15 protein-coding genes are annotated in these 19416 nt (G+C 71.4%); 4 read left to right on the top strand and 11 right to left on the bottom strand.

The features are described from left to right. Nucleotides 1-128: 128 nt before the first annotated feature. The 3 genes from ACGFZA_RS06170 to ACGFZA_RS06160 all read right to left on the bottom strand — a co-directional run bounded on the left by ACGFZA_RS06170 (nucleotide 129) and on the right by ACGFZA_RS06160 (nucleotide 5128). Nucleotides 129-3872 (bottom strand): AAA family ATPase, encoded by a 3744-nt coding sequence (locus ACGFZA_RS06170; protein ID WP_393677423.1) that lies wholly within the window; start codon nucleotides 3870-3872, stop codon nucleotides 129-131. A 322-nt stretch (nucleotides 3873-4194) separates the two neighbouring features. Further along, complete coding sequence (locus ACGFZA_RS06165; protein WP_018551753.1) at nucleotides 4195-4407, bottom strand: hypothetical protein; 213 nt, start codon at nucleotides 4405-4407, stop codon at nucleotides 4195-4197. 439 nt (nucleotides 4408-4846) lie between these two features. Then, complete coding sequence (locus ACGFZA_RS06160; protein ID WP_148021059.1) at nucleotides 4847-5128, bottom strand: acylphosphatase; 282 nt, start codon at nucleotides 5126-5128, stop codon at nucleotides 4847-4849. Nucleotides 5129-5272: 144 nt separating this feature from the next. Here ACGFZA_RS06160 and ACGFZA_RS06155 point away from each other — a divergent pair, with 144 nt between their 5' ends. Continuing rightward, complete coding sequence (locus tag ACGFZA_RS06155; RefSeq protein WP_385288670.1) at nucleotides 5273-6244, top strand: CAP domain-containing protein; 972 nt, start codon at nucleotides 5273-5275, stop codon at nucleotides 6242-6244. Nucleotides 6245-6372: 128 nt separating this feature from the next. Continuing rightward, entirely contained in the window at nucleotides 6373-6789 is a 417-nt protein-coding gene (locus ACGFZA_RS06150) for a winged helix-turn-helix transcriptional regulator (protein WP_393677419.1), read from the top strand. 92 nt (nucleotides 6790-6881) lie between these two features. On the opposite strand, the gene mutM is transcribed toward ACGFZA_RS06150, so the two are convergent. From mutM to recG, 8 genes are all read right to left on the bottom strand, one after another. Further along, nucleotides 6882-7736, bottom strand: a complete 855-nt coding sequence (gene mutM, locus ACGFZA_RS06145) for a bifunctional DNA-formamidopyrimidine glycosylase/DNA-(apurinic or apyrimidinic site) lyase (RefSeq protein ID WP_393677417.1) — start codon at nucleotides 7734-7736, stop codon at nucleotides 6882-6884. A gap of 115 nt (nucleotides 7737-7851) precedes the next feature. Beyond that, nucleotides 7852-8673, bottom strand: a complete 822-nt coding sequence (gene rnc, locus ACGFZA_RS06140; RefSeq protein WP_385288661.1) for a ribonuclease III — start codon at nucleotides 8671-8673, stop codon at nucleotides 7852-7854. Between the two features lie 19 nt (nucleotides 8674-8692). Then, the gene (gene rpmF, locus ACGFZA_RS06135) at nucleotides 8693-8866 is read right to left on the bottom strand and encodes a 50S ribosomal protein L32 (RefSeq protein WP_003965982.1); all 174 of its coding nucleotides are present in this window, start codon (nucleotides 8864-8866) and stop codon (nucleotides 8693-8695) included. 2 nt (nucleotides 8867-8868) lie between these two features. Next, entirely contained in the window at nucleotides 8869-9546 is a 678-nt protein-coding gene (locus tag ACGFZA_RS06130) for a YceD family protein (RefSeq protein ID WP_385288659.1), read from the bottom strand. Between the two features lie 181 nt (nucleotides 9547-9727). Continuing rightward, nucleotides 9728-10870 carry a cell division initiation protein gene (locus tag ACGFZA_RS06125; protein WP_393677414.1) on the bottom strand — a complete coding sequence of 381 codons (1143 nt, stop codon included), beginning with the start codon at nucleotides 10868-10870 and terminating at the stop codon, nucleotides 9728-9730. Nucleotides 10871-10989: 119 nt separating this feature from the next. Continuing rightward, nucleotides 10990-11469: a pantetheine-phosphate adenylyltransferase gene (coaD, locus tag ACGFZA_RS06120; protein ID WP_385288685.1), complete on the bottom strand. Its 480-nt coding sequence runs from the start codon at nucleotides 11467-11469 to the stop codon at nucleotides 10990-10992. A gap of 26 nt (nucleotides 11470-11495) precedes the next feature. Further along, complete coding sequence (rsmD, locus tag ACGFZA_RS06115; protein ID WP_385288653.1) at nucleotides 11496-12080, bottom strand: 16S rRNA (guanine(966)-N(2))-methyltransferase RsmD; 585 nt, start codon at nucleotides 12078-12080, stop codon at nucleotides 11496-11498. A gap of 127 nt (nucleotides 12081-12207) precedes the next feature. Next, nucleotides 12208-14427 (bottom strand): ATP-dependent DNA helicase RecG, encoded by a 2220-nt coding sequence (gene recG, locus ACGFZA_RS06110; RefSeq protein ID WP_393677411.1) that lies wholly within the window; start codon nucleotides 14425-14427, stop codon nucleotides 12208-12210. Between the two features lie 173 nt (nucleotides 14428-14600). On the opposite strand from recG, the gene ACGFZA_RS06105 reads away from it, so the two are divergent. Further along, complete coding sequence (locus ACGFZA_RS06105) at nucleotides 14601-16481, top strand: HSP90 family protein (protein ID WP_393677409.1); 1881 nt, start codon at nucleotides 14601-14603, stop codon at nucleotides 16479-16481. Then, complete coding sequence (locus tag ACGFZA_RS06100) at nucleotides 16478-19408, top strand: tetratricopeptide repeat protein (RefSeq protein ID WP_393677407.1); 2931 nt, start codon at nucleotides 16478-16480, stop codon at nucleotides 19406-19408. The genes ACGFZA_RS06105 and ACGFZA_RS06100 overlap by 4 nt, the downstream gene beginning before the upstream one ends. Nucleotides 19409-19416: the final 8 nt, after the last annotated feature.

The following is a 19416-nucleotide window of genomic DNA, read 5'->3' as shown; positions in this document are numbered from 1 at the left end:
ACTTGAAGACAAAAACGACGTTGCAGAGACTATGCGTTCAAGTTTTGAAGTCAATATTGCAGTGCGGCCTGACATCTACCCAGGAGTACGCAAAAGGTACGTCGAAGTCCTGAAGATTAGGTAAAGGTTCAGCGCAGCCGCTGGCTGATCACCTTGGACACACCGTCGCCCTGCATCGAGACGCCGTACAGCGCGTCGGCGACCTCCATCGTCCGCTTCTGGTGCGTGATCACGATGAGCTGCGAGCTCTCCTGGAGCTCCTCCATGATCCGGATCAGGCGCTGCAGATTGGTGTCGTCGAGCGCCGCCTCGACCTCGTCCATCACATAGAACGGACTCGGCCTGGCTTTGAAGATCGAGACCAGCAACGCCACTGCCGTCAGCGACCTTTCCCCGCCGGACAGCAGGGAGAGCCGCTTGACCTTCTTGCCCGGCGGCCGGGCCTCGACGTCCACACCGGTCGCCAGCATGTTGTCCGGATCGGTCAGGATGAGCCGCCCCTCACCGCCCGGGAAGAGGCGCGAGAAGACGCCCTCGAACTCCCTGGCCGTGTCCCGGTACGCCTCGGTGAAGACCTGCTCGACCCGCTCGTCGACCTCCTTGATGACCTGCATCAGATCGGCCCGGGTCTTCTTCAGGTCCTCCAGCTGCTCGGAGAGGAACTTGTGCCGCTCCTCCAGCGCCGAGAACTCCTCCAGAGCGAGCGGATTCACCTTCCCGAGTTGCTGATACGCCCGTTCGGCCGACTTCAGCCGCTTCTCCTGTTCGGCCCGGACGAACGGCTTCGGCTGGTTGCGCGGGTGCTCCGGATCCTCCGGCAGCTCCTCGCCCTCAGCCGCCGGCGACGGCGGCACGAGCTGGTCCGGCCCGTACTCGGCGGCCAGACCGGCCGGCTCCACGCCCAGCTCCTCCAGGGCCTTCGTCTCCAGCTGCTCTATGCGCAGCCGCTTCTCGGCGCCGAGCACCTCGCCCCGGTGGACCGAGTCCGTCAGCTTGTCGAGCTCGCCCTTGAGCTCGCGGCCCCGGTGGCGTTCGGCCGCCAGCTCCCGCTCCCGCTCCGCCTTCGACGCCTCGGCAGCCGCCCGCTCCTCCTCCGCCCGCACGACCGACACCTCGACGTGGGCGAGCAGCTGACGGGCGCCGGACGCGACGGCCGAGGCCACCGCGGCCTCATGGCGCAGCCGGGCGCGGCGCTGCTCGACGCGGGCGCGGGCCTCGCGCTCCGCACGAGCGCCCCGGTCCAGGGAGTCGGCGCGGCCGGCGAGGGCCTTGACCCGTTCCTCGTGCGTACGGACCTGGAGCCGGGCCTCCATCTCGGTCTGCCGGGCGTTGGCACCGTCGGCCGCCAGCCGGTCGCGAACGGCGGTGTCCGGCTCCTCGTCCGCGCCGTCCTCTGCCGCCTCCTCGGCCACCAGCAGCCGTTCGGCCAGTTCCTCGGCCTCCTCGGTCGCCCGCTCCAGGGCCTCCTGCGCGCGGGCGGCGGACGAGGCCGTCCGCTCGGCCTCACCCGCCGCCCCGCGGGCCTGGCCCGCCAGCCGGCCGAGCTGCTGGGCCACTTGGGACTTCTCCCGGTCCGCGGCCCGTCGGCGCTCCGACAGCTCCTCGACGAGTGCCGCACACTCCGCCCGCCGCTGGGCCGCGCTCCGCTGCGTCCCGGCCAGCTCCGCGCACCGCACGGCGAGCTCGGCCAGCTCCGCCGCCGCCTCGTCCACGGACACCTGGACCTCCAGGAGGCTGGGTGCCCCCGCCGAGCCGCCGTGGGCGAAGTGCGCCGAGAGCACGTCCCCCTCACCGGTCACCGCCGTCAGCTCCGGGCGGGCGGCAACCAGGTCCTCGGCGTCCTCCAGCGTTCCGACGACCACCATGTCCCGCAGCAGCCTGCGGACCGCGGCCATCAGTCCGACGGGACCGCTGACGAGATCGGCGACGGCCGGGGTGTCCAGGCCGCCGGCCAGGACCAGGGCCGTCACCTGCCCGGCCTGCTCGGTTTCGGCTTCCGCACTGCGGGGTGCCGGGGGCGAGGTGTGGTCCGACGCCACCGGTGCGGCCTCCACGGACTGTCCCGGAACATGGGCCACCGCGGCGCGCGGCGCGGGGTGCGCCTCCGGGCTCTGCCCGGGTACGTGTCCCACCGCATCCGATCCGCCGCCGCCCACGCCGCCCAGCAACAGCGAGGCGCGTCCCGCGTCCTGCTTGCGCAGCAGCCGGATCGCCTCCGCCGCGGTCGCCGGGTCCGTCACGGCCACCGCGTCCGCCGCCGCGCCCAGCGCCGCCGCCACCGCGATCTCGTGGCCCGGGGCCACGGTGAGCAGTTCCGCGGCCGGTCCGAGCAGGCCCGCCGGCCGGTCCCGCGCGCCGAGCAGCACCCCGGTCCCGTCCTTCCGGCGCAGCCCGAGGGCGAGCGCGTCATGACGGGCGGCGACCGCCGCGCGTTCGCGTTCGGCGGCGGTGAGCTCCTCCCGGGCCGTGGAGAGGGCCCCCTCCGCCTCCTTGAGTTCACGCCGGGCGGCCTCGTGCCGCTCGCCGAGTTCCGTGTCCCCCGCGTCCAGGCCGTCGACTTCGGCCTTCAGCTGCTCGTACTCCTCCTGGGCGGCGACGGCGCGTTCCTGCGCCTCGTCGCGCGAGGCGGCCAGCCGGTCGATCTCCGCCTGCGCCGAACCGGCCCGGCTGCGAGCGGCGTTGACCTGGCCGTTCAGCCGGGCGAGCCCTTCGCGGCGGTCCGCGAGCGCCCGGGCCGCGTCCTTGAGCCTGCGTTCCTCGGACGCCAGCTCCCGTTCCAGTTCGGCCCGGTGGGACGCGGTGTCCTCCAGCGCGTGCTCCGCCGCCTCCAGCGCGGCGGTCAGTTCCGCCTCCTGCTCGCGGATCCGGGCCGCCTCGCGCTCCATGTCCTCGGGATCGCGCCCCCGCCGCTCCTCCTCGGGCGGGGCGGTGGCGCTCTTCACCCGGGCGTCGGCGAGGGAGATGGTGCCGCGGACCCGTTCGGCCAGCTGCGACAGTTCGTACCAGGTCTGCTGGGCGCGCTGGAGCCGCGGTGTCAGCCGCCGTACCTCGCCCTCCAGTTCGGCCTCGTGCGCGAGAGCCGTCTTCAGTTCCGCCTCGGCCGCCTCGCGGCGCTGCTTCAGCGCCGCCTCGTCGGCGATCTCGCCGCGCAGCGCGGTGTGCAGCCGCACCAGGTCGTCGGCGAGGAGGCGGAGCCGGGCGTCACGCAGATCGGCCTGGATGACGGCGGCCCGGCGGGCCACCGCCGCCTGCCGGCCGAGCGGCTTCAGCTGGCGTCTCAGTTCGTCGGTGAGGTCCTGCACGCGGGCCAGGTTCGCCCCCATCGCGTCCAGCTTCCGCAGCGCCTTCTCCTTGCGCTTGCGGTGCTTGAGGACGCCCGCCGCCTCCTCGATGAACGCGCGGCGTCCCATCGGGTCCGCGTGGAGCACCGAATCCAACTGGCCCTGGCCGACGATGACGTGCATCTCCCGGCCGATACCGGAGTCCGAGAGGAGTTCCTGGATGTCCAGCAGCCGGCAGGTGTCGCCATTGATCTGGTACTCGCTGCCGCCGTTGCGGAACATGATCCGAGTGATCGTCACTTCGGCGTACTCGATGGGCAGCGCGCCGTCGGAATTGTCGATGGTCAGCGATACTTCAGCCCGTCCGAGCGGCGGCCGCCCGGTGGTACCGGCGAAGATCACGTCTTCCATCTTGCCGCCGCGCAGGGATTTCGCGCCCTGCTCCCCCATGACCCAGGAGAGAGCGTCCACCACATTGGACTTGCCCGACCCATTGGGACCGACCACGCAGGTGATCCCGGGTTCGAACCGCAGGGTGGTGGCGGAGGCGAACGATTTGAAACCACGCAGGGTCAGGGCCTTGAGGTGCACGCCGCCGGACTCTACCTTTCGCTCTCGGTTTCGCTGATGAAGGTGCAGGGCACATCAGACGGTAAGGGAAGGGGTGTACGTCCGGGGCGGGACGGGCGCAGGTCGGAGGGGAAAAGAAAGAAGGGACGCCGAAGCGTCCCCTGTAAATCTTGTGCAATGCTGCGTCGACGGATCCGTCGCCTCCGTGAAGGCGCGCGTGCCCGGACCAGTGACGAGGCATAGGCAGATCAAGAGCGATTGATCTTCAATGATCCGGTGACGATCCGGCGATGATCCCTTGCGGCTGACGCGTACAGCCCGACCGGCCCCTGGGGGCCGGAGATCAGGTCAGCGCCGGCTCCGCCTGAGGTACGTCGATGTCGATGCTGTCGAGCAGCGACTCTTGGTGCTGGGCGGCGGCGTTGAGCGCGTCGTTCTCGTCCTGAATCCGTACGAGCTCGGACTCAAGATCCTGGACGCGCTGCTGAAGCCGTCGCATCTCGGCGAGGAGTCGCGGATCGGAACCGCCGACGTAACCGAGAAGCGCCTTTGCCATGATGAGTGGTCCTCCACACTGAGTGACCGACCGATGCGGTGTGGGTCGTGAGGGAATCGCACCCGCGGTGCTCGGCAGTGCTCTGTGTTCACTGCTGTTCTGCTGCCAAACAGCTCTGCCGAACAGCTGAGGTGCGCGGGGATTTCAGCGTCTCACCAAAAAGTTTGACGGTCAACACGATCACACCCTGTAAAGGCGGGCGTCCCGGGGGCGCGCGGCTTGACGATCATGCGGCGCGACTCTCCTACGGGGCCCTCAGGGGCGCGGAGATCATCCTTACTGCGGCAGCCTGGCACGGCAACCGAATCTTGGCAACCACCAGCTTATTCCGCAGGTCATTTCATGTGTACGCATGACCGGACCCTTCGCCGTCACCCCCCGCCGCCCCTCGAACACGGCCCGAACACGGGCCGCGTTCCTCCCCTGCGCGAGCACCGGATCAGCGGATCGCGAATCCCTCATATCCGCCCCGCGGCGTGTCCCAGATCTCAGTGACTCCGTCAACGCGGCCGGGTGTGTCGTCCGAGCGCAGCCAATCCAGCAGACGGTGGCAATTCTCACGCGGCCCCTCAGCCACGACCTGCACTCTGCCGTCGTCGAGATTGAGGGCGAATCCGGTGAGTCCGCCGATCTCCAAAGCGTTTGCCCTGGTGAACCAGCGGAACCCTACTTGCTGTACTCGGCCGCGTACCCAAGCGGTGAGACGTACATCTTCGTTCATGCCCGAACGCTAACCGGCCAATTGCTCTCGGAGCACTTCTCGTGGAATCGCCATGGCGTACAGTCCCCTCGCAATAGCTTCACTCGATCGGGTGAGCCAAGGTGCGCCGACAACGGCGTCCAGATCGTCAGAAGGGCACAGCAGATGGGACGCCATCGACGCTCCGCCGCAGCTCCCGCCGCTGAACAGCACGCGGAGGGGACCGCAGGCCACACCCCGGGCACGCGCCGCAGGAAGCGGTCCGGCCTACCCGTGCGTACGGGACTGCTCGGCGTCTCCGCGGCCCTCGCCGTCGGTGCCGTGGCGGTCGCCTCCGGGCTGCTGCCCGGTGGCGACAACTACAACGTGAGTGGCGGTCCGGCCGCCGACCAGGTGCGCTCCGACGCGGCACCCGACCTCCTGACCCAGGGCGGCTCCACGACCGCGCCGGCCGACCGCGGATCCGCGTCGGCCACGGCCAGCCGCGGCACCGAGCGCGCCAAGGGGCCCACGAAGTCGGGCTCGCCCGAGGCCGGCACGCCGTCCGCGTCCCCCTCGAAGACCTCCGAGCCGACGAGGACGAAGGCGGCTAAGGAGACGGCCGCCAAGGCCAAGGAGCAGACGAAGCGCTCCACCGCCCCGAAGGCCTCCGCCGCCGGCACCACGAAGAGTTCGGCACCGGCCCCCGCGTCGAGTCCGGCCGCGCCCAGTACCTCCGCAGCCGCGCCGGCCCCCCGCACGACCGCCGCACCGGCCGCCGCCACCTCGGCCCAGGCCGCCGTGCTCGCCCTCGTCAACCAGGAGCGGGCCAAGGTCGGCTGCAGCGCGGTGACCGCGAGTTCGTCACTGACCTCGCTCGCCCAGAACTTCAGCGACGACATGGCCGCCCGCGGATTCTTCGACCACACCGACCCCGACGGGCAGACCCCGTGGGACCGTGCCGCGGCGGTCGGCGTCTCGGGTCTCGGCGGTGAGAACATCGCCCGCGGCCAGGCCGACGCCGAGGCCGTGATGGAGTCCTGGATGAACAGCGACGGCCACCGCGCAAACATTCTCAATTGCGACTACAAGACGCTGGGCGTCGGTGTCCACTTCGGAGCCGGCGGTCCCTGGTGGACGCAGGACTTCGGCTTCTGAGGCGGGCGGAGCTCTCCTGAGCCCCGCCCGCCCCGCACCACCACCCGCTCCGACCTCGTACGCCCCACAGCTCACCCATGGAGTGCGCAATCCCATGGAGAGCGCTGTGCGGGCGTACGCTGTTTTCCATGGACAGGAACGGCGACAGCGCACGGGACGAGGGCTGCCCGCACGACACGCTCGCCTTCGACGTGTTCTCCAAGGAGTGCCTTTCGCGCAGCACCCTGGAGCACATCACCGGCCGGTGGGGCAGTCTGACGCTCGGCGCCCTGCACGAGGGCAGCCTCCGGTTCAACGCGCTGCGCCGCCGGGTCGACGGGGTGAGCGAGAAGATGCTCTCCCAGACACTGCACGCCCTGGAGCGCGACGGGCTGGTGCTCCGCGAGGCCCAGCCGACCAATCCCCCCCGCGTCGACTACGAGCTCACGGCTCTGGGCCGTCAGGTCGCCGAACAGCTGCTCGGTCTCATTCACCTCGTCGAGGGCCGGATGTCCGAGGTCCTCGTGGCGCACGAGCGGTACGACGAGGCCCACAAGGTCCGCTGACGACTGGTGGGCGAGAGCGAGCCGGCTCGTTTCGCCCAGCAGGTCGTCAGGGCACTGTCCCGTCAGCCCCGGCGGGTACGGGACGGCAGCCCTCAGGCGCGCGGCGGACGCTGGCAGCGGGGGCAGAAGTAGCTCGACCGGTTCATCCAGGCGCGGCGCCGCATCGGCGTACCGCAGCGGTGGCACGGCTCGTCCTCGCGTCCGTAGGCGTCGAGCGAGCGGTCGAAGTAGCCCGACTCCCCGTTCACGTTCACGTAGAGGCTGTCGAAGCTCGTGCCGCCCTGCGCCAGCGCCGCGTTCATCACGTCACGGACGTGGCCGAGCAGCTCGGCCGACTTGGGGCGGGTCAGGGTCGCGGTCGGCCGGTCGTAGTGCAGCTTGGCCCGCCAGAGCGCCTCGTCCGCGTAGATGTTGCCGACGCCGCTGATCAGCGACTGGTCCAGCAGGGCGCGCTTGACCGTCGTACGCCGCAGCCGCAGCGCGGTGTGGAACGCGGCGTCGTCGAAGGCCGGGTCCAGCGGGTCGCGGGCGATGTGGGCGATGGTGTCGGGCAGTCCCTCGGCGGTGTTCTCGTGGAGGGAGAGCCCGCCGAAGGTGCGCTGGTCGACGAAGCGCAGCTCGGTGCCGACGGCGTCGTCGAAGCGGACCCTGATCCGCAGATGCTTCTCGTCGACCGCGCCCTCGGGCTGTACGAGCAGCTGACCGCTCATGCCCAGATGACCGAGGAGCGAGGTCGCCGCGTCATCGAGCGGCACCCACAGGTATTTGCCGCGCCGCATCGCCGGGCCCAGCCGGACGCCGGTGAGCCGGGCCGCGAAGTCCGCGCCGCCCGCGAGGTGCCGGCGGACGGCACGCGGATGCAGGACCTCGACCTCGCCGACCGTGCGCCCGGTGACCCAGCGCTCCAGCCCTCGCCGGACGACTTCGACCTCGGGCAGCTCGGGCACGGTGTCGCTCCTGAAGGTGGTCCGAAAGGCCCGGAGGACGGTTCGGAAGAGGGTCGGAAAGGGTTCGGGACAGAGAGAACCCCCCGGCGCACTGGGCACCGGGGGGTTCTCGGGGTCAGGCAGGAGCAACGTCCGTGGACGACGGGTCGGCAGGGGTGTCGGCGGCCCCTCCGTCGGCAGCGGACTTCGCCGCGGCCTCCCGTGCTTCCGCGGCGGCGCTGATCTCACGCCAGGCGGACTCGGCCGCCTGCTGCTCCGCTTCCTTCTTGCTACGGCCGGTGCCGGTGCCGTACGAGACACCACCGACGCGAGCAGCAGCAGTAAAGGTCTTCTCGTGGTCCGGGCCGGTCTCCGTGACGAGGTACTCGGGGACTCCGAGGCTCTCGCTCGCGGTGAGCTCCTGGAGACTGGTCTTCCAGTCCAGGCCGGCACCGAGGTTCGAGGACCTGTCGATCAACGGGTCGAAGAGCCGGTGGACCAACTCCGAGGCCACGTCGAGGCCCTGATCGAGATAGACCGCACCGATCACCGCTTCAAGGGTGTCGGCGAGGATGGACGCCTTGTCCCGGCCACCCGTGCCCTCTTCACCGCGGCCGAGCCGGATGAAGGAGCCGAGTTCGAGGCCGCGGCCCACTTCCGCAAGCGCACGCGAGTTGACCACCGCGGCCCGCAATTTGGCCAGCTGGCCTTCAGGCAGGTCGGGGTGAGTGCGGTACAGCGTGTCCGTGACCACCAGGCCGAGCACCGAATCCCCGAGGAATTCGAGCCGCTCGTTGGTGGGCAGACCGCCGTTCTCGTACGCGTACGAACGATGGGTCAGCGCACGCACCAGAAGGGCGGACTCGAGGTGGTACCCGAGCCGCCCTTCCAGAAGCGTGTGGGACGAGGCTGTGTTGACGTTGTCTGCCTGCTTCTTGGCGTGGGACAACTCAGACATCGGGCCTCTCACCAGCCGCTCAGACCTCGAGGACCTGGCGCTTGTTGTACGTGCCGCAGCTGGGGCACGCGATGTGCTGCAGCTTCGGCTCCTGGCAACGCTCGCACGAAACCAGGGTGGGGACCGCAGCCTTCCACTGCGACCGGCGGTGGCGCGTGTTGCTGCGCGACATCTTCCGCTTCGGAACAGCCACGGCTACTTCTCCTGCTTCTCGTCGACGCCAGGTTCGGCGCCGCCCATGTTGTCCTTCTCGCCGTCCTGAACGGTCTCGGCGAGTCCTTGCAGTGCCGCCCAACGAATGTCGACGGCATCGTGATGATGGCCCGGATTCTCGTCCAGCCTGATTCCGCACTCGGAACACAGACCGGCACAGGTCTCCTTGCACACCGGCTGCATCGGCAGTGCGAGCACCACCGCATCACGCAGCACCGACTCGAGGTCGAACAGGCCGTCCTCGAGGAAGTACCTGTCCTCGTCGTCCTCGGCGTCGTCGACCGGGTCCGCGGTCTTGCTGCGGTTCCGGTCATCGGCGTCAGGGTACGAGAACATTTCCTGGAAGTCCGCCTTGACCTCAAGGCTCAGCGGCTCCAGACACCTTACGCACTCCCCCTCGGCGGATGCACGGGCGGTGCCTGTGACAAGCACACCTTCCATGACCGATTCGAGGCGGACGTCCAGCTGCACGGGCGCGCCTTCCGGCACACCGATGACCCCGTCGATACCGAAGTCCTTGGGGGCGTCCGCCGAGCGGGTCAGCCGCTTGAGGGCACCGGGACGCCGGCCCAGCTCGTGCGTATCGAACACGAGAGGGTTTCGGTGGTCGAGGTGGCCGTTCAGGGCTTTTCCTGCTTTCGAATCGTGCGCATCACGCATGGTGGGGGTGGGCCGACCGGTTCGGAGTCGAAGCGGGCAGCCGGGATCGCGGACATACGCGCGACCGAAGAGCCAGGATACTGGACACATCGCCCAGCTCCCAATCCGGCCCTGATCCGCCCCCCGGCCCGCGCCCCGGAGAGATCCCCGGTCCGGCAGCGGGAGCGGGGACCCGGTGCGGTCAGCGCTCCTGTTCGTACCGGCGGAGCTGATCCAGGTCGATCATGCTGGTGTCGAACAGGCTGGTCTCGTCCAGGGCGCCCTCTCCGTGCTGCTGGAGGGGCTGCTGCGGGGCCTGCACCGGCTGCTGCCAGGCGTCGTAGCCCTGCACCGGGACCTGGGCCTGGTTCGGGTCGTAGCCCTGCGCGGGAAGCTGGGCGCCGTTCGGGTCGTAGCCCTGCTGCTGGTAGCCGGCGTAGGGGTCGGGCTGCTGCTGGTACCCGGCGTACGGGTCGGACTGCTGCGCCTGGGATCCGTAGGCGTCCTGCGGCTGCTCCTGGTACGCGTAGGTCTGCGCGTACTGCGGTTCCGGCTGCGCCGGGTACTGCGGCTCGCCGTGCTGCTGGGGCACCTGGAGCGGTTCCGGGGTGGCGAGCTCGGCCAGACCGGCCCAGTGGTCCTCGTCACTGGTGTGGACCTGATTGCCCGCGGCGTCCTGGGCGGCCATGTGCGCACCGAGGTCGTCGGTGGCGACGCGGCCGTGCAGCTTCTGCCTGCCGCGGCCGACGGCTTCCAGGGTCTTGGCGAGCACCGCCTCGAAGGCGCCGAGCTTGGTGTCCACGTACTCGTCGGCCCGGCGCTGGAGCGTGGCCGGGTCGGCGCTGCGCTCGGGAGCCTCGGCGAAGTCCGGGTCCTCGTAGCCCTGCTCGTCGAAGCCCTGGCCACGGCCGAGGAGCTTCTCGCGGCCCCGGTCGACCGAGCCGATCGTCTTGGTGAGGACGACCTCGAAGTTGGCGAGCTTGCTGTCGACGTATTCGTCGGCCTCCGCGCGCACCTCTTCGGCGTCCTTGCGGGCCTCGCCGAGGATCCGGTCGGCCTCGGCCTGGGCCTGCCGGGCGATCTCCGTGCCGGAGATGAGCGAGCCGCGCTCGGCGTGGGCGGTCTCGATGATCCGGCCGGCCTCCTGGCGGGCCTGCTCGACGAGCTGCTCGTGGCCGCCGATGACCTCCGCGGCCTGCGCGAGCGAGCCGGGCAGGGCCTCGCGTACCTCTTCCAGCATCGAGAGCAGCTCGGCGCGGTTGACCACGCAGGATGCCGACATGGGCATGGACCGGGCGTTCCCGACCGCCTCGACGATCTCGTCGAGCTTCTTCTGCACGTCCACCGTGTGCTCGCCACTCTCTACTGCCGATTGGAGACGGACGGGACGACTGTACGGCCAGTCGGCACCCGCCCGACACCTATGGGGCCCCGGGAAGGCCCTGGTGACGGACTGTCAGCGTCTCACTGCTGAGCGAGGCGCTCGGTCAGGGCCTCGTGGACCATCGGAGGCAGCAGGTGCGAGACGTCTCCGCCCCAGGTCGCCACCTCCTTGACCAGCGAGGACGACAGGAAGCTGTAGGTGGGGTTGGTCGGCACGAAGAGCGTTTCGACGCCCGAGAGCCCGTTGTTCATCTGGGCCATCTGGAGCTCGTAGTCGAAGTCGCTGACCGCTCGCAGGCCCTTCACGATGGCCGGGATGTCGCGCTGCTTGCAGAAGTCGACCAGCAGCCCGTGGAAGGCCTCGACCTGGACGTTGCCGAAGTCCGCGGTGACCTGGCGGATCAGATCGATCCGCTCGTCGACCGTGAACAGGCCCTTCTTGGACTGGTTGATCATCACCGCGACATGTACGACGTCGTACAGCTTCGAGGCGCGGCCGATGATGTCGAGATGTCCGTTGGTGATGGGGTCGAACGACCCCGGGCAGACGGCGCGGCGCAACTTGATTCCCTCGCTCTCCGGTCCGGTCATCGTGCGTCTTCGCACGTAGCGGCGGCGCGACCGTACCAAAGCGTTCCCTCGCCGTAGCGACGGGCCCGCAATGGCTCGAATCCCTTGGGCCAGCTGAATTCTCCGCCTCTGGTGCTGCGTTCTACCGTGACGAGCGCATCGGCTGTGAGCCACCCCTGGGCACGGAGTGTGAGCAGGATCTCGCCAAGATCGTCGTCGGTGACGGCGTACGGGGGGTCGAGGAAGACCACGTCGTACGGATCCTCGGGCGCCGGGCCTGTCACGATCTGTTCGGCTTTGCCGGCCCGGACCTCGGCGCCGGGCAGGCCGAGGGTGCGGACGTTGTCCCGGACCGTGCGGACGGCCTTGGCGTCGGCCTCGACGAGCAGGGCGTGGACCGCTCCGCGGGAGAGCGCTTCGAGGCCGACGGCTCCCGAGCCCGCGTAGAGGTCGGCGATCCGGATGCCGTCGAGCGTGCCGAGGAGCGCCTGCCAGGTGGAGAACAGGCCCTCGCGCGCGCGGTCGGAGGTGGGGCGGGTGCCGGTGCCGGGCGGGACGGCCAGGCGGCGTCCGCCGGCCACGCCTGCGATCACGCGGGTCATGGGTGTCTGATCCTCGGGTCGGGGCGGCGCGCAGGGTGCTGCGGGCGCCGTGCCACCCACGATATGGCGTCGGGGCGGCCGGGGCTCCCCCGGCCGCCCGCCCCTCCCCGTCCCGTGACCTCGCGCGTCACCCCTTGTCGAGGTACTCCTCGCGGTCCTTGTCGAGCAGGGCGTCCAGGGCGAGGCGCAGCTCGGGCAGGTGCTCCAGGTCCGGGTCGGCGGCCACGGCCGTGACGGCCTCCTGGCGGGCGGCGGCGATGACCTCCTCGTCGTCGATGACGCTCAGGACCCGGAGCGAGGAGCGGACCCCGGACTGGGCCTGTCCGAGGACGTCGCCCTCGCGCCGCTGCTCCAGGTCGATCCGGGAGAGCTCGAAGCCGTCGAGGGTGGCGGCGACGGCGGAGAGACGCGCGCGGGCGGGGCTCGCCTCGTGGGCCTCGCTGACCAGCAGGCAGAGACCGGGAGCGGATCCACGGCCCACCCGGCCGCGCAGCTGGTGGAGCTGGGAGACGCCGAACCGGTCGGCGTCCATGATCACCATCGCGGTGGCGTTGGGGACGTTGACCCCGACCTCGATGACGGTGGTGGCGACCAGGACGTCGACCTCCCCCGCGGCGAAGCGGCGCATCACGTCGTCCTTGTCGTCGGGATGCATCCTGCCGTGCAGCACCTCGATGCGCAGACCGGTCAGCGGGCCCTTGGCGAGCTGCTCGGCGATCTCCAGGACGGCGAGCGGCGGGCGCTTGTCCCCCTCCTCCTTCTCCTCGGCGGCCTTCTTCTTCCCCTTCTTCTTGGCGGCGTCGTCCTCGTCGTCGCCGATGCGGGGGCAGACCACGTACGCCTGGTGGCCGTTCTCCGCCTCTTCGCGGACCCGTTCCCAGGCGCGGCTGAGGAAGTGGGGCTTGTCCTTGGCGGGGACGACGTGGCTGGCGATCGGCGAGCGGCCGGCCGGGAGCTGGTCCAGGACGGAGGTCTCCAGGTCGCCGAAGACGGTCATGGCGACCGTGCGGGGAATGGGGGTGGCGGTCATGACGAGCAGATGCGGCGGCTGCTTCCCCTTGGAACGCAGGGCGTCGCGCTGTTCCACCCCGAAGCGGTGCTGCTCGTCGACGACGACCAGGCCCAGGTCGTGGAACTGCACCTTGTCCTCGATCAGCGCATGCGTTCCGATGACGATCCCGGCCTCGCCGGTGACCAGGTCGAGAAGGGCCTGACGGCGGGCGGCCATGCCCATGGAGCCGGTGAGCAGGACGACCTTCGTGCCCTGGTCCGATCCGCCCAGCATGCCGCCCTCGGCGAGCTCCCCCATCATCTCGGTGATGGACCGGTGGTGCTGCTGGGCGAGGACCTCGGTGGGCGCGAGCATGGCGGCCTGTCCGCCGGCGTCGACGGTGCCCAGCATGGCGCGCAGCGCGACCATCGTCTTCCCTGAGCCGACCTCTCCCTGGAGCAGCCGGTGCATCGGGTGCTCGGTCGCCAGGTCGTCGAAGATCTCCTTGGAGACCTTGACCTGGCCGTCGGTGAGGGTGAACGGCAGTCTGGCGTCGAAGGCGTCGAGGAGTCCGCCGGGGAACGGTTTGCGGGCGACGGCGGGCAGCTGGGTGTCCGCGTATCTGCGGCGGGCCAGGGCCACCTGGAGGACGAAGGCCTCGTCCCACTTCAGGCGGTCCCTGGCCGCGGCGACGTCCGCCTTGGTCTGCGGCCGGTGGATCTTCAGGAGGGCCTCGGGCAGCGCCGTGAAGCCGCGGCCCTCGCGCAGTGCGGGCGGCAGCGGGTCGACGGCCTCCTGAGCGCTGGGCAGTACGGCGTCGACCGCCTTGGCGATGCGCCAGGAGTCGAGCTGCTTGCAGGCGGGGTAGATCGGGAGCAGCTTGCCGGCGAAGGCGTCGACGGCCTCGGTCGCCCCGGCCTCGTCGTCGGCCTCCGCGTCGAGCAGCTGGTACGTGGGGTGGGCCAGCTGCATCTTCCGGTTGAAGACGGAGACCTTGCCGGCGAACATGGCGCGCCGGCCCGGCAGCAGCTCCTTGTGCGGTTTGTGGACGCCGTGGCCGAAGAAGACCAGCTGGAGCCGGCCGTGGCCGTCGGTGAGGGTCACTTCGAGGCGCTTGCCCCGGCCGCCGTTGAACATCATCACGCGGGCGTCCTGGACCTGGGCGACGACCGTCACGTGCTCCTCGAGCGGGAGGTCGGTCAGCGCCGTGAGCCGGCCGCGCTCCTCGTACCGCCGCGGGTAGTGATGCAGGAGATCACCGACCGTGTGCAGGTCGAGGTGCTCGGCCATCACCTTCGCGGTGGCGCCGCCGAGCAGCTTCTTGAGGGGTTCATCGAACGCAGACACGCGATCCATTGCACACCACGGCACTGACAGTTGTCCGCCGGGCACCGCCGTGGCCCCAGGAACTCCTGGTCACCATCGCGCCCGCGCCCCTAGGATCGGCTCCCACGCTTCTCGTTCGCGATCACCTCACCAGGGATCGCCCGACCCGCGCTGTCGCAAGTCCCCCCACCGGCGCTGCGACGATGACATCTGAGACCTCAGCGAATTCCGCGTCCACCGAGTCCGCCACCGGCCAGCAGCCGCACACCTTCCAGGTGGATCTGCGCGGACTGGTCGACCTTCTCTCCCATCACCTCTACTCCTCGCCCCGTGTCTATCTGCGCGAGCTGCTGCAGAACGCCGTGGACGCCATCACGGCCCGGCGTGCCGAGCAGCCGGACGCGCCCGCTCTGGTGCGGCTGCACGCCGAGGACGGCCGGCTGCGCGTCGAGGACAGTGGCATCGGTCTGACCGAGACGGATGTGCACAGCCTGCTCGCCACGATCGGCCGCAGCTCCAAGCGCGACGGGGCGGAGGGGCTGGCCTCGGCGCGGGCGGACTTCCTCGGGCAGTTCGGTATCGGACTGCTGGCCTGCTTCGTCGTCGCGGCGGAGATCCGGGTGGTGAGCCGCTCCGCGCGGACTCCCGGCGCCCCGCCGGTGGAGTGGTGCGCCCGTGACGACGGTTCGTACACCGTCGTCACGCTCCCCGACAGCGCGCGTCCCGAGCCCGGCACCACCGTGCACCTGACGGCCCGGCCCGGCAGCGCCCAGTGGCTCACCGGGGAACGGGTGCTCGCGCTGGCCCGGGACTTCGGTTCGCTGCTGCCCTACGACGTACGGGTCGGCGAGGCGGCCGTCACCGATCTGCCGGCGCCGTGGGACCGGGCGTACCCGAGCCCGGCGGGCCGGCGGGTGGCGCTGGCGCGCCACTGCCACGAGCTCTTCGGCTTCACGCCGCTCGACACGATCGATCTCGATCTGCCGCTCGCCGGGATCCGCGGGGTCGCCCATGTCCTGCCGTCCGCCGTCAGTCCGGCGCCGCGCGCCGGACACCGGGTGCATCTCAAGGGCATGCTGCTGACGGACCGGGCGGACGAGCTGCTGCCCGAGTGGGCGTTCTTCGTGCGGTGCGTCATCGACACGGACAGCCTGCGGCCCACCGCCTCGCGGGAGGCGCTGTACGCGGACGAGACCCTCGCCGCGGTCCGGGACGCGCTGGGCGAGCGGATCAGGGACTGGCTCACGGGCCTGGCGGCGGGCGATCCGGAGCGGCTGGCGCAGTTCCTCTCCGTGCACCACCTGGGCGTGAAGTCGCTCGCCCGGCACGACGGCGCCATGCTGCGCACGATGCTGCCGTGGCTGCCGTTCGAGACGACGGACGGCCGGCTGTCGCTGGAGGAGTTCGCCCGGCGGCATCCGGTGGTGCACTTCACCCGGACCGTGGAGGAGTTCCGGCAGGTCGCGCCGATCGCCTCCGCGCAGGGCATCGGAGTGGTCAACGGTGGTTACACGTACGACACCGAGCTGGTCGAGCGACTGCCCTCGGCCCGGCCGGGCACGGTGGTCGCGGAGCTGGACGCCGACACGGTCACCGCGCACCTGGACTCCGTCGATCCGGAGGAGGAGCTGGCGCTCGGCGCGTTCCTCACGGCGGCGCGCGCCAGGCTGGACCCGCTGGGCTGCGACGTGGCGTTGCGCGCCTTCCATCCGCTGACGGTGCCGGCGCTGCACCTGGACGACCGTTCGGCCCGCCACGAGCAGGCGCGTGCCGAGGCGGAGGAGCAGGCGGACGAGTTGTGGGCGGGCATTCTGGGCTCGCTGCGCGGCAGTGCGCCGCGCGCCCGGCTCGTGCTGAACCATCTCAATCCGCTGATCCGCCGGATCAGTTCGCTGGACAGCCCCGAGCTGGCGGTGACCGCGACGGAGGCGCTGTACGGGCAGGCGCTGCTGATGGCCCAGCGGCCGCTGCGGCCGGCCGACTCGGCGCTGCTGAACCGGGCGTTCCTCGGCCTGCTGGAGTGGGCCACGCATCCCGCCGCCCCGGGGCACTCCCCCGTGAACCCTCAGGAGGACGGCCGATGAGCGCCGATGCCACGACGATCCGCCAGGCACTGCGGGACAACCAGGAGGAGCCGGAGGGGCCCGCGCGCAACGCCCGTGCGGAGCGGCTGCTGGCCGAGGCGGAGCAGAGCGGGGACGCGGCGCTGCTGGTCGAGGCGCTCGTCCATCAGCTGCAGGTCTACAACTACAGCTCCGAGAAGGACAAGATGTTCGTCCCGTTCGCGCGGCTGCTGCGGCTGTGGGACGAACGGCCGGGCGACTTCGACCCGGTCATGACCCACCATCTCTTCTGGATGTTCAAGTGGGTCTCCAGCTCCATGGTCGACCAGCCGCACATCCCCCTCGCCTCCATCGAGAAGTGGCAGGGCGAGATGAAGCACCGCTACCGGCTGGCGGGGCATTCCGAACGGGCGGTGCGCCAGGGCGAGCTGGAGATCGCCCGGCATCTGGGCGATCTGGAGCGGGCCGGGCGGGCGTACACCGCCTGGCAGGCGGCGGACCGGGACCGGATGGCCAACTGCCACGCCTGCGAGCTTCACGAGCAGGGCAGCTGGCAGGCCCTGCGAGGGCTGGACGAGGAGGCACTCGCGGCCTGGGCGCCGGTGCTGGAGGGGGAGCACGTCTGCGCGCACGAACCGCACGCGGTGCTGGCCGCCTCGCTTCTCCCGCTGCTGCGGACGGGGCGTGCGGAACAGGCCCGCGCGCATCATCTGCGCGGGTACCGGATGGTCCGGCCGATGGAGAGCATGCGCTACTCGGTCGCGCTGCACGTCGAGTTCTGCACGCTGACCGGCAACGAGCCCCGCGCGCTGGAGATCCTGGCGGACCGGCCCGCGTACTTCACCGACAGCGGTAACCCCGGCAGCCTGGCGGACTACCTGACCGTCACCACCGTGCTGATGGACCGGCTCACCGAGCTGGGGCACGGCGCGCAGTCCGTACCCGGCCCGGCCGGTGCGGACTGGACCGCCGCGTCGCTGGCCGTCGAGGCCAGGACCCAGGCGCTCGCCCTCGCGGCCCGCTTCGACGCCCGCAACGGCAACGGGTACGTGGGCGAGCAGATGCGGGAACGTCTGGCGCGCCGCCCGCTGCTGGACCGGCTGCCTCTGGGCGTACGGGCCGTGCGGCTCACGGCGCCGTCCGCCGCGCCGGCCTCCGCGGTGGCGCCCGCCGCGGCAAAGGCCCCGCAGGACCTGACCGGGCTGCTGGCCGAGGCGCACCGGCTCTCGGAGGCCCAGCACCCGGACGCCGGGGCCGCCTGGCGGGCGGTCGCGGAGCGGGCGGGGCAGCCCGGGGAGGCCGACGCACTGACCGCCCGCGACCGGGCGAACGTGGAGGACCATCGCGCGATGGACGGTTCGCTGCCGCCCGCCGAGGCGGCTGAGGCCTTCCGGACGGCTGCCCGGCTGTACGAGGCGGCCGGTGACCGGGGCGAGGCCGTCGCGGCGGACGCCAGGGGCGCCTTCCTCCGCTCGACGCGGGACGGCGCGGCGGACGAGGCGGCGGCGGAGATCGCCCCGCTCGTGGAGCGGGCGCTCGCCCTGCACGCGGAGGGCGCCGCCACGGGCCGGCAAGCGGGCGGTGTGCTGGTCTCCCGGGCGCGGATCCTCCAGCAGCGCATGTTCCTGGCCGCGGACGAGGAGGCCGCGGACGCGGCCGTCGCCGCTCTCGGGGAGGCGGCACAGGAGGTGCTCGCGTTCGCCGAGCCCCTGCGTGAGCGGGACACGGTGGCCACCCGCGTCTCCGAGGCGCTGGGCTTCCTCGCGGACGTCGCGGCCTACCACGGCGATGTCCGGGCGGCGGCGGAGCTGTACGAGCGAGCGGCCGCCGAGGTCCACGCGGCGGAACTTCCCTGGTACGCCGTCGAGTACGAGTCCCGGACCGCACGGCTCGCCGCGCGGCTCGACGACCACGAGACGGCGGTGCGGGCCGCGCGGGCGGCGCTGGAGCACGGCGGGACGTCGCTGCGGGCCGCCGGGCGGGCCCGGCTCCATCTCCAGCTGGCCGAAGCGCTCGGCGCCACGGGGCAGTTCGTGGAGGCGACGGAGCACGCCCTCGACGCGGCGCACTGGGCGGACGAGGCGGACGAGAGCGAATCGCTGGGGGTCTACGCCCGGCACCAGCTCGGCGGCTGGCTGCTCCGGCTGGGGCGCGCGGCGGAGGCCGCGGCGGTACTGGAGGCCGTACTGCCCGACATCTCGGCCGAGGACCACGGGGACGGCATGGTCGTCCAGACGCTGTGGTGGCTCGGCGACGGGCTGTCCACGCTCGGTGAGCCGAGGGCGGCGGCGGAGTACTGGCTGCGGGCGGCGGACATCGCGCGCGGCTGGCCGGAGCAGCACGACCACGCGATGCTGGCCCAGCTCGCCGGGCAGGCGCTGTACCGGGCCGAGCTGAACCCCGAGGCCGAGCGGGCGTACGAGCGGGCCGGGGAGCTGTGGCGAGCGCTGGGTGACGTTCCCGCGCTCGTGCGGACCTTGCGGGTCCGGGCCTGGATCGCGGTCCGGGAGGGGCAGCCGGGACTCGAAGCGGCGCGGGCGTTCATGGCCGCGGCGGAGCGGGAGTGCGCGGACCCGCAGCTGCGGACGGAGCTCGCGGACACCTACCGCCAGACCGCCGAACTGCTCGCGCACGCGTGCGAGGGCGAGCCGGGCGAGGCCGCGGACGATCCGGCGCGGCTCGCGTACGAGGAGGCGCTCGGGTACGTCGAGCGGGCATCGGCGGCCTTCCACGAGGCCGGCCCCGACCACCTCGACCGGCGCACGGCGGCCGATCTGATGGCCGCCTGGCTGGAGGCTGACCTGGGCCGCGCGGACGCGGCGCTGCGGCGGGCCGCGGAGGTCCGCGCGGCGTACAAGGGGGTGCCGGAGGGCACGGACGGGACGGTGGACGAGCGGCGGTCGGAGGTGGAGTCGCTCCGGGCGTATGTGGCGGGGGCGGAGGCGTAGCCCCGGGG

The sequence above is a fragment of the Streptomyces sp. NPDC048211 genome (genome assembly GCF_043202315.1).
Lineage (GTDB): Bacteria > Actinomycetota > Actinomycetes > Streptomycetales > Streptomycetaceae > Streptomyces.
Note: the sequence above shows the minus strand (reverse complement) of the source record. Positions and strands in the feature narration are given on the sequence as shown.

Bases quoted from the DNA above. Each gene is read 5' to 3' on its own strand.
- ACGFZA_RS06165 (WP_018551753.1), bottom strand. From the start codon at position 4,407: ATGGCAAAGGCGCTTCTCGGTTACGTCGGCGGTTCCGATCCGCGACTC.
- ACGFZA_RS06160 (WP_148021059.1), bottom strand. From the start codon at position 5,128: ATGAACGAAGATGTACGTCTCACCGCTTGGGTACGCGGCCGAGTACAG.
- ACGFZA_RS06155 (WP_385288670.1), top strand. From the start codon at position 5,273: ATGGGACGCCATCGACGCTCCGCCGCAGCTCCCGCCGCTGAACAGCAC.
- ACGFZA_RS06150 (WP_393677419.1), top strand. From the start codon at position 6,373: ATGGACAGGAACGGCGACAGCGCACGGGACGAGGGCTGCCCGCACGAC.
- rnc (WP_385288661.1), bottom strand. From the start codon at position 8,673: ATGTCTGAGTTGTCCCACGCCAAGAAGCAGGCAGACAACGTCAACACA.
- ACGFZA_RS06130 (WP_385288659.1), bottom strand. From the start codon at position 9,546: ATGCGTGATGCGCACGATTCGAAAGCAGGAAAAGCCCTGAACGGCCAC.
- rsmD (WP_385288653.1), bottom strand. From the start codon at position 12,080: ATGACCCGCGTGATCGCAGGCGTGGCCGGCGGACGCCGCCTGGCCGTC.
- recG (WP_393677411.1), bottom strand. From the start codon at position 14,427: ATGGATCGCGTGTCTGCGTTCGATGAACCCCTCAAGAAGCTGCTCGGC.
- ACGFZA_RS06105 (WP_393677409.1), top strand. From the start codon at position 14,601: ATGACATCTGAGACCTCAGCGAATTCCGCGTCCACCGAGTCCGCCACC.
- ACGFZA_RS06100 (WP_393677407.1), top strand. From the start codon at position 16,478: ATGAGCGCCGATGCCACGACGATCCGCCAGGCACTGCGGGACAACCAG.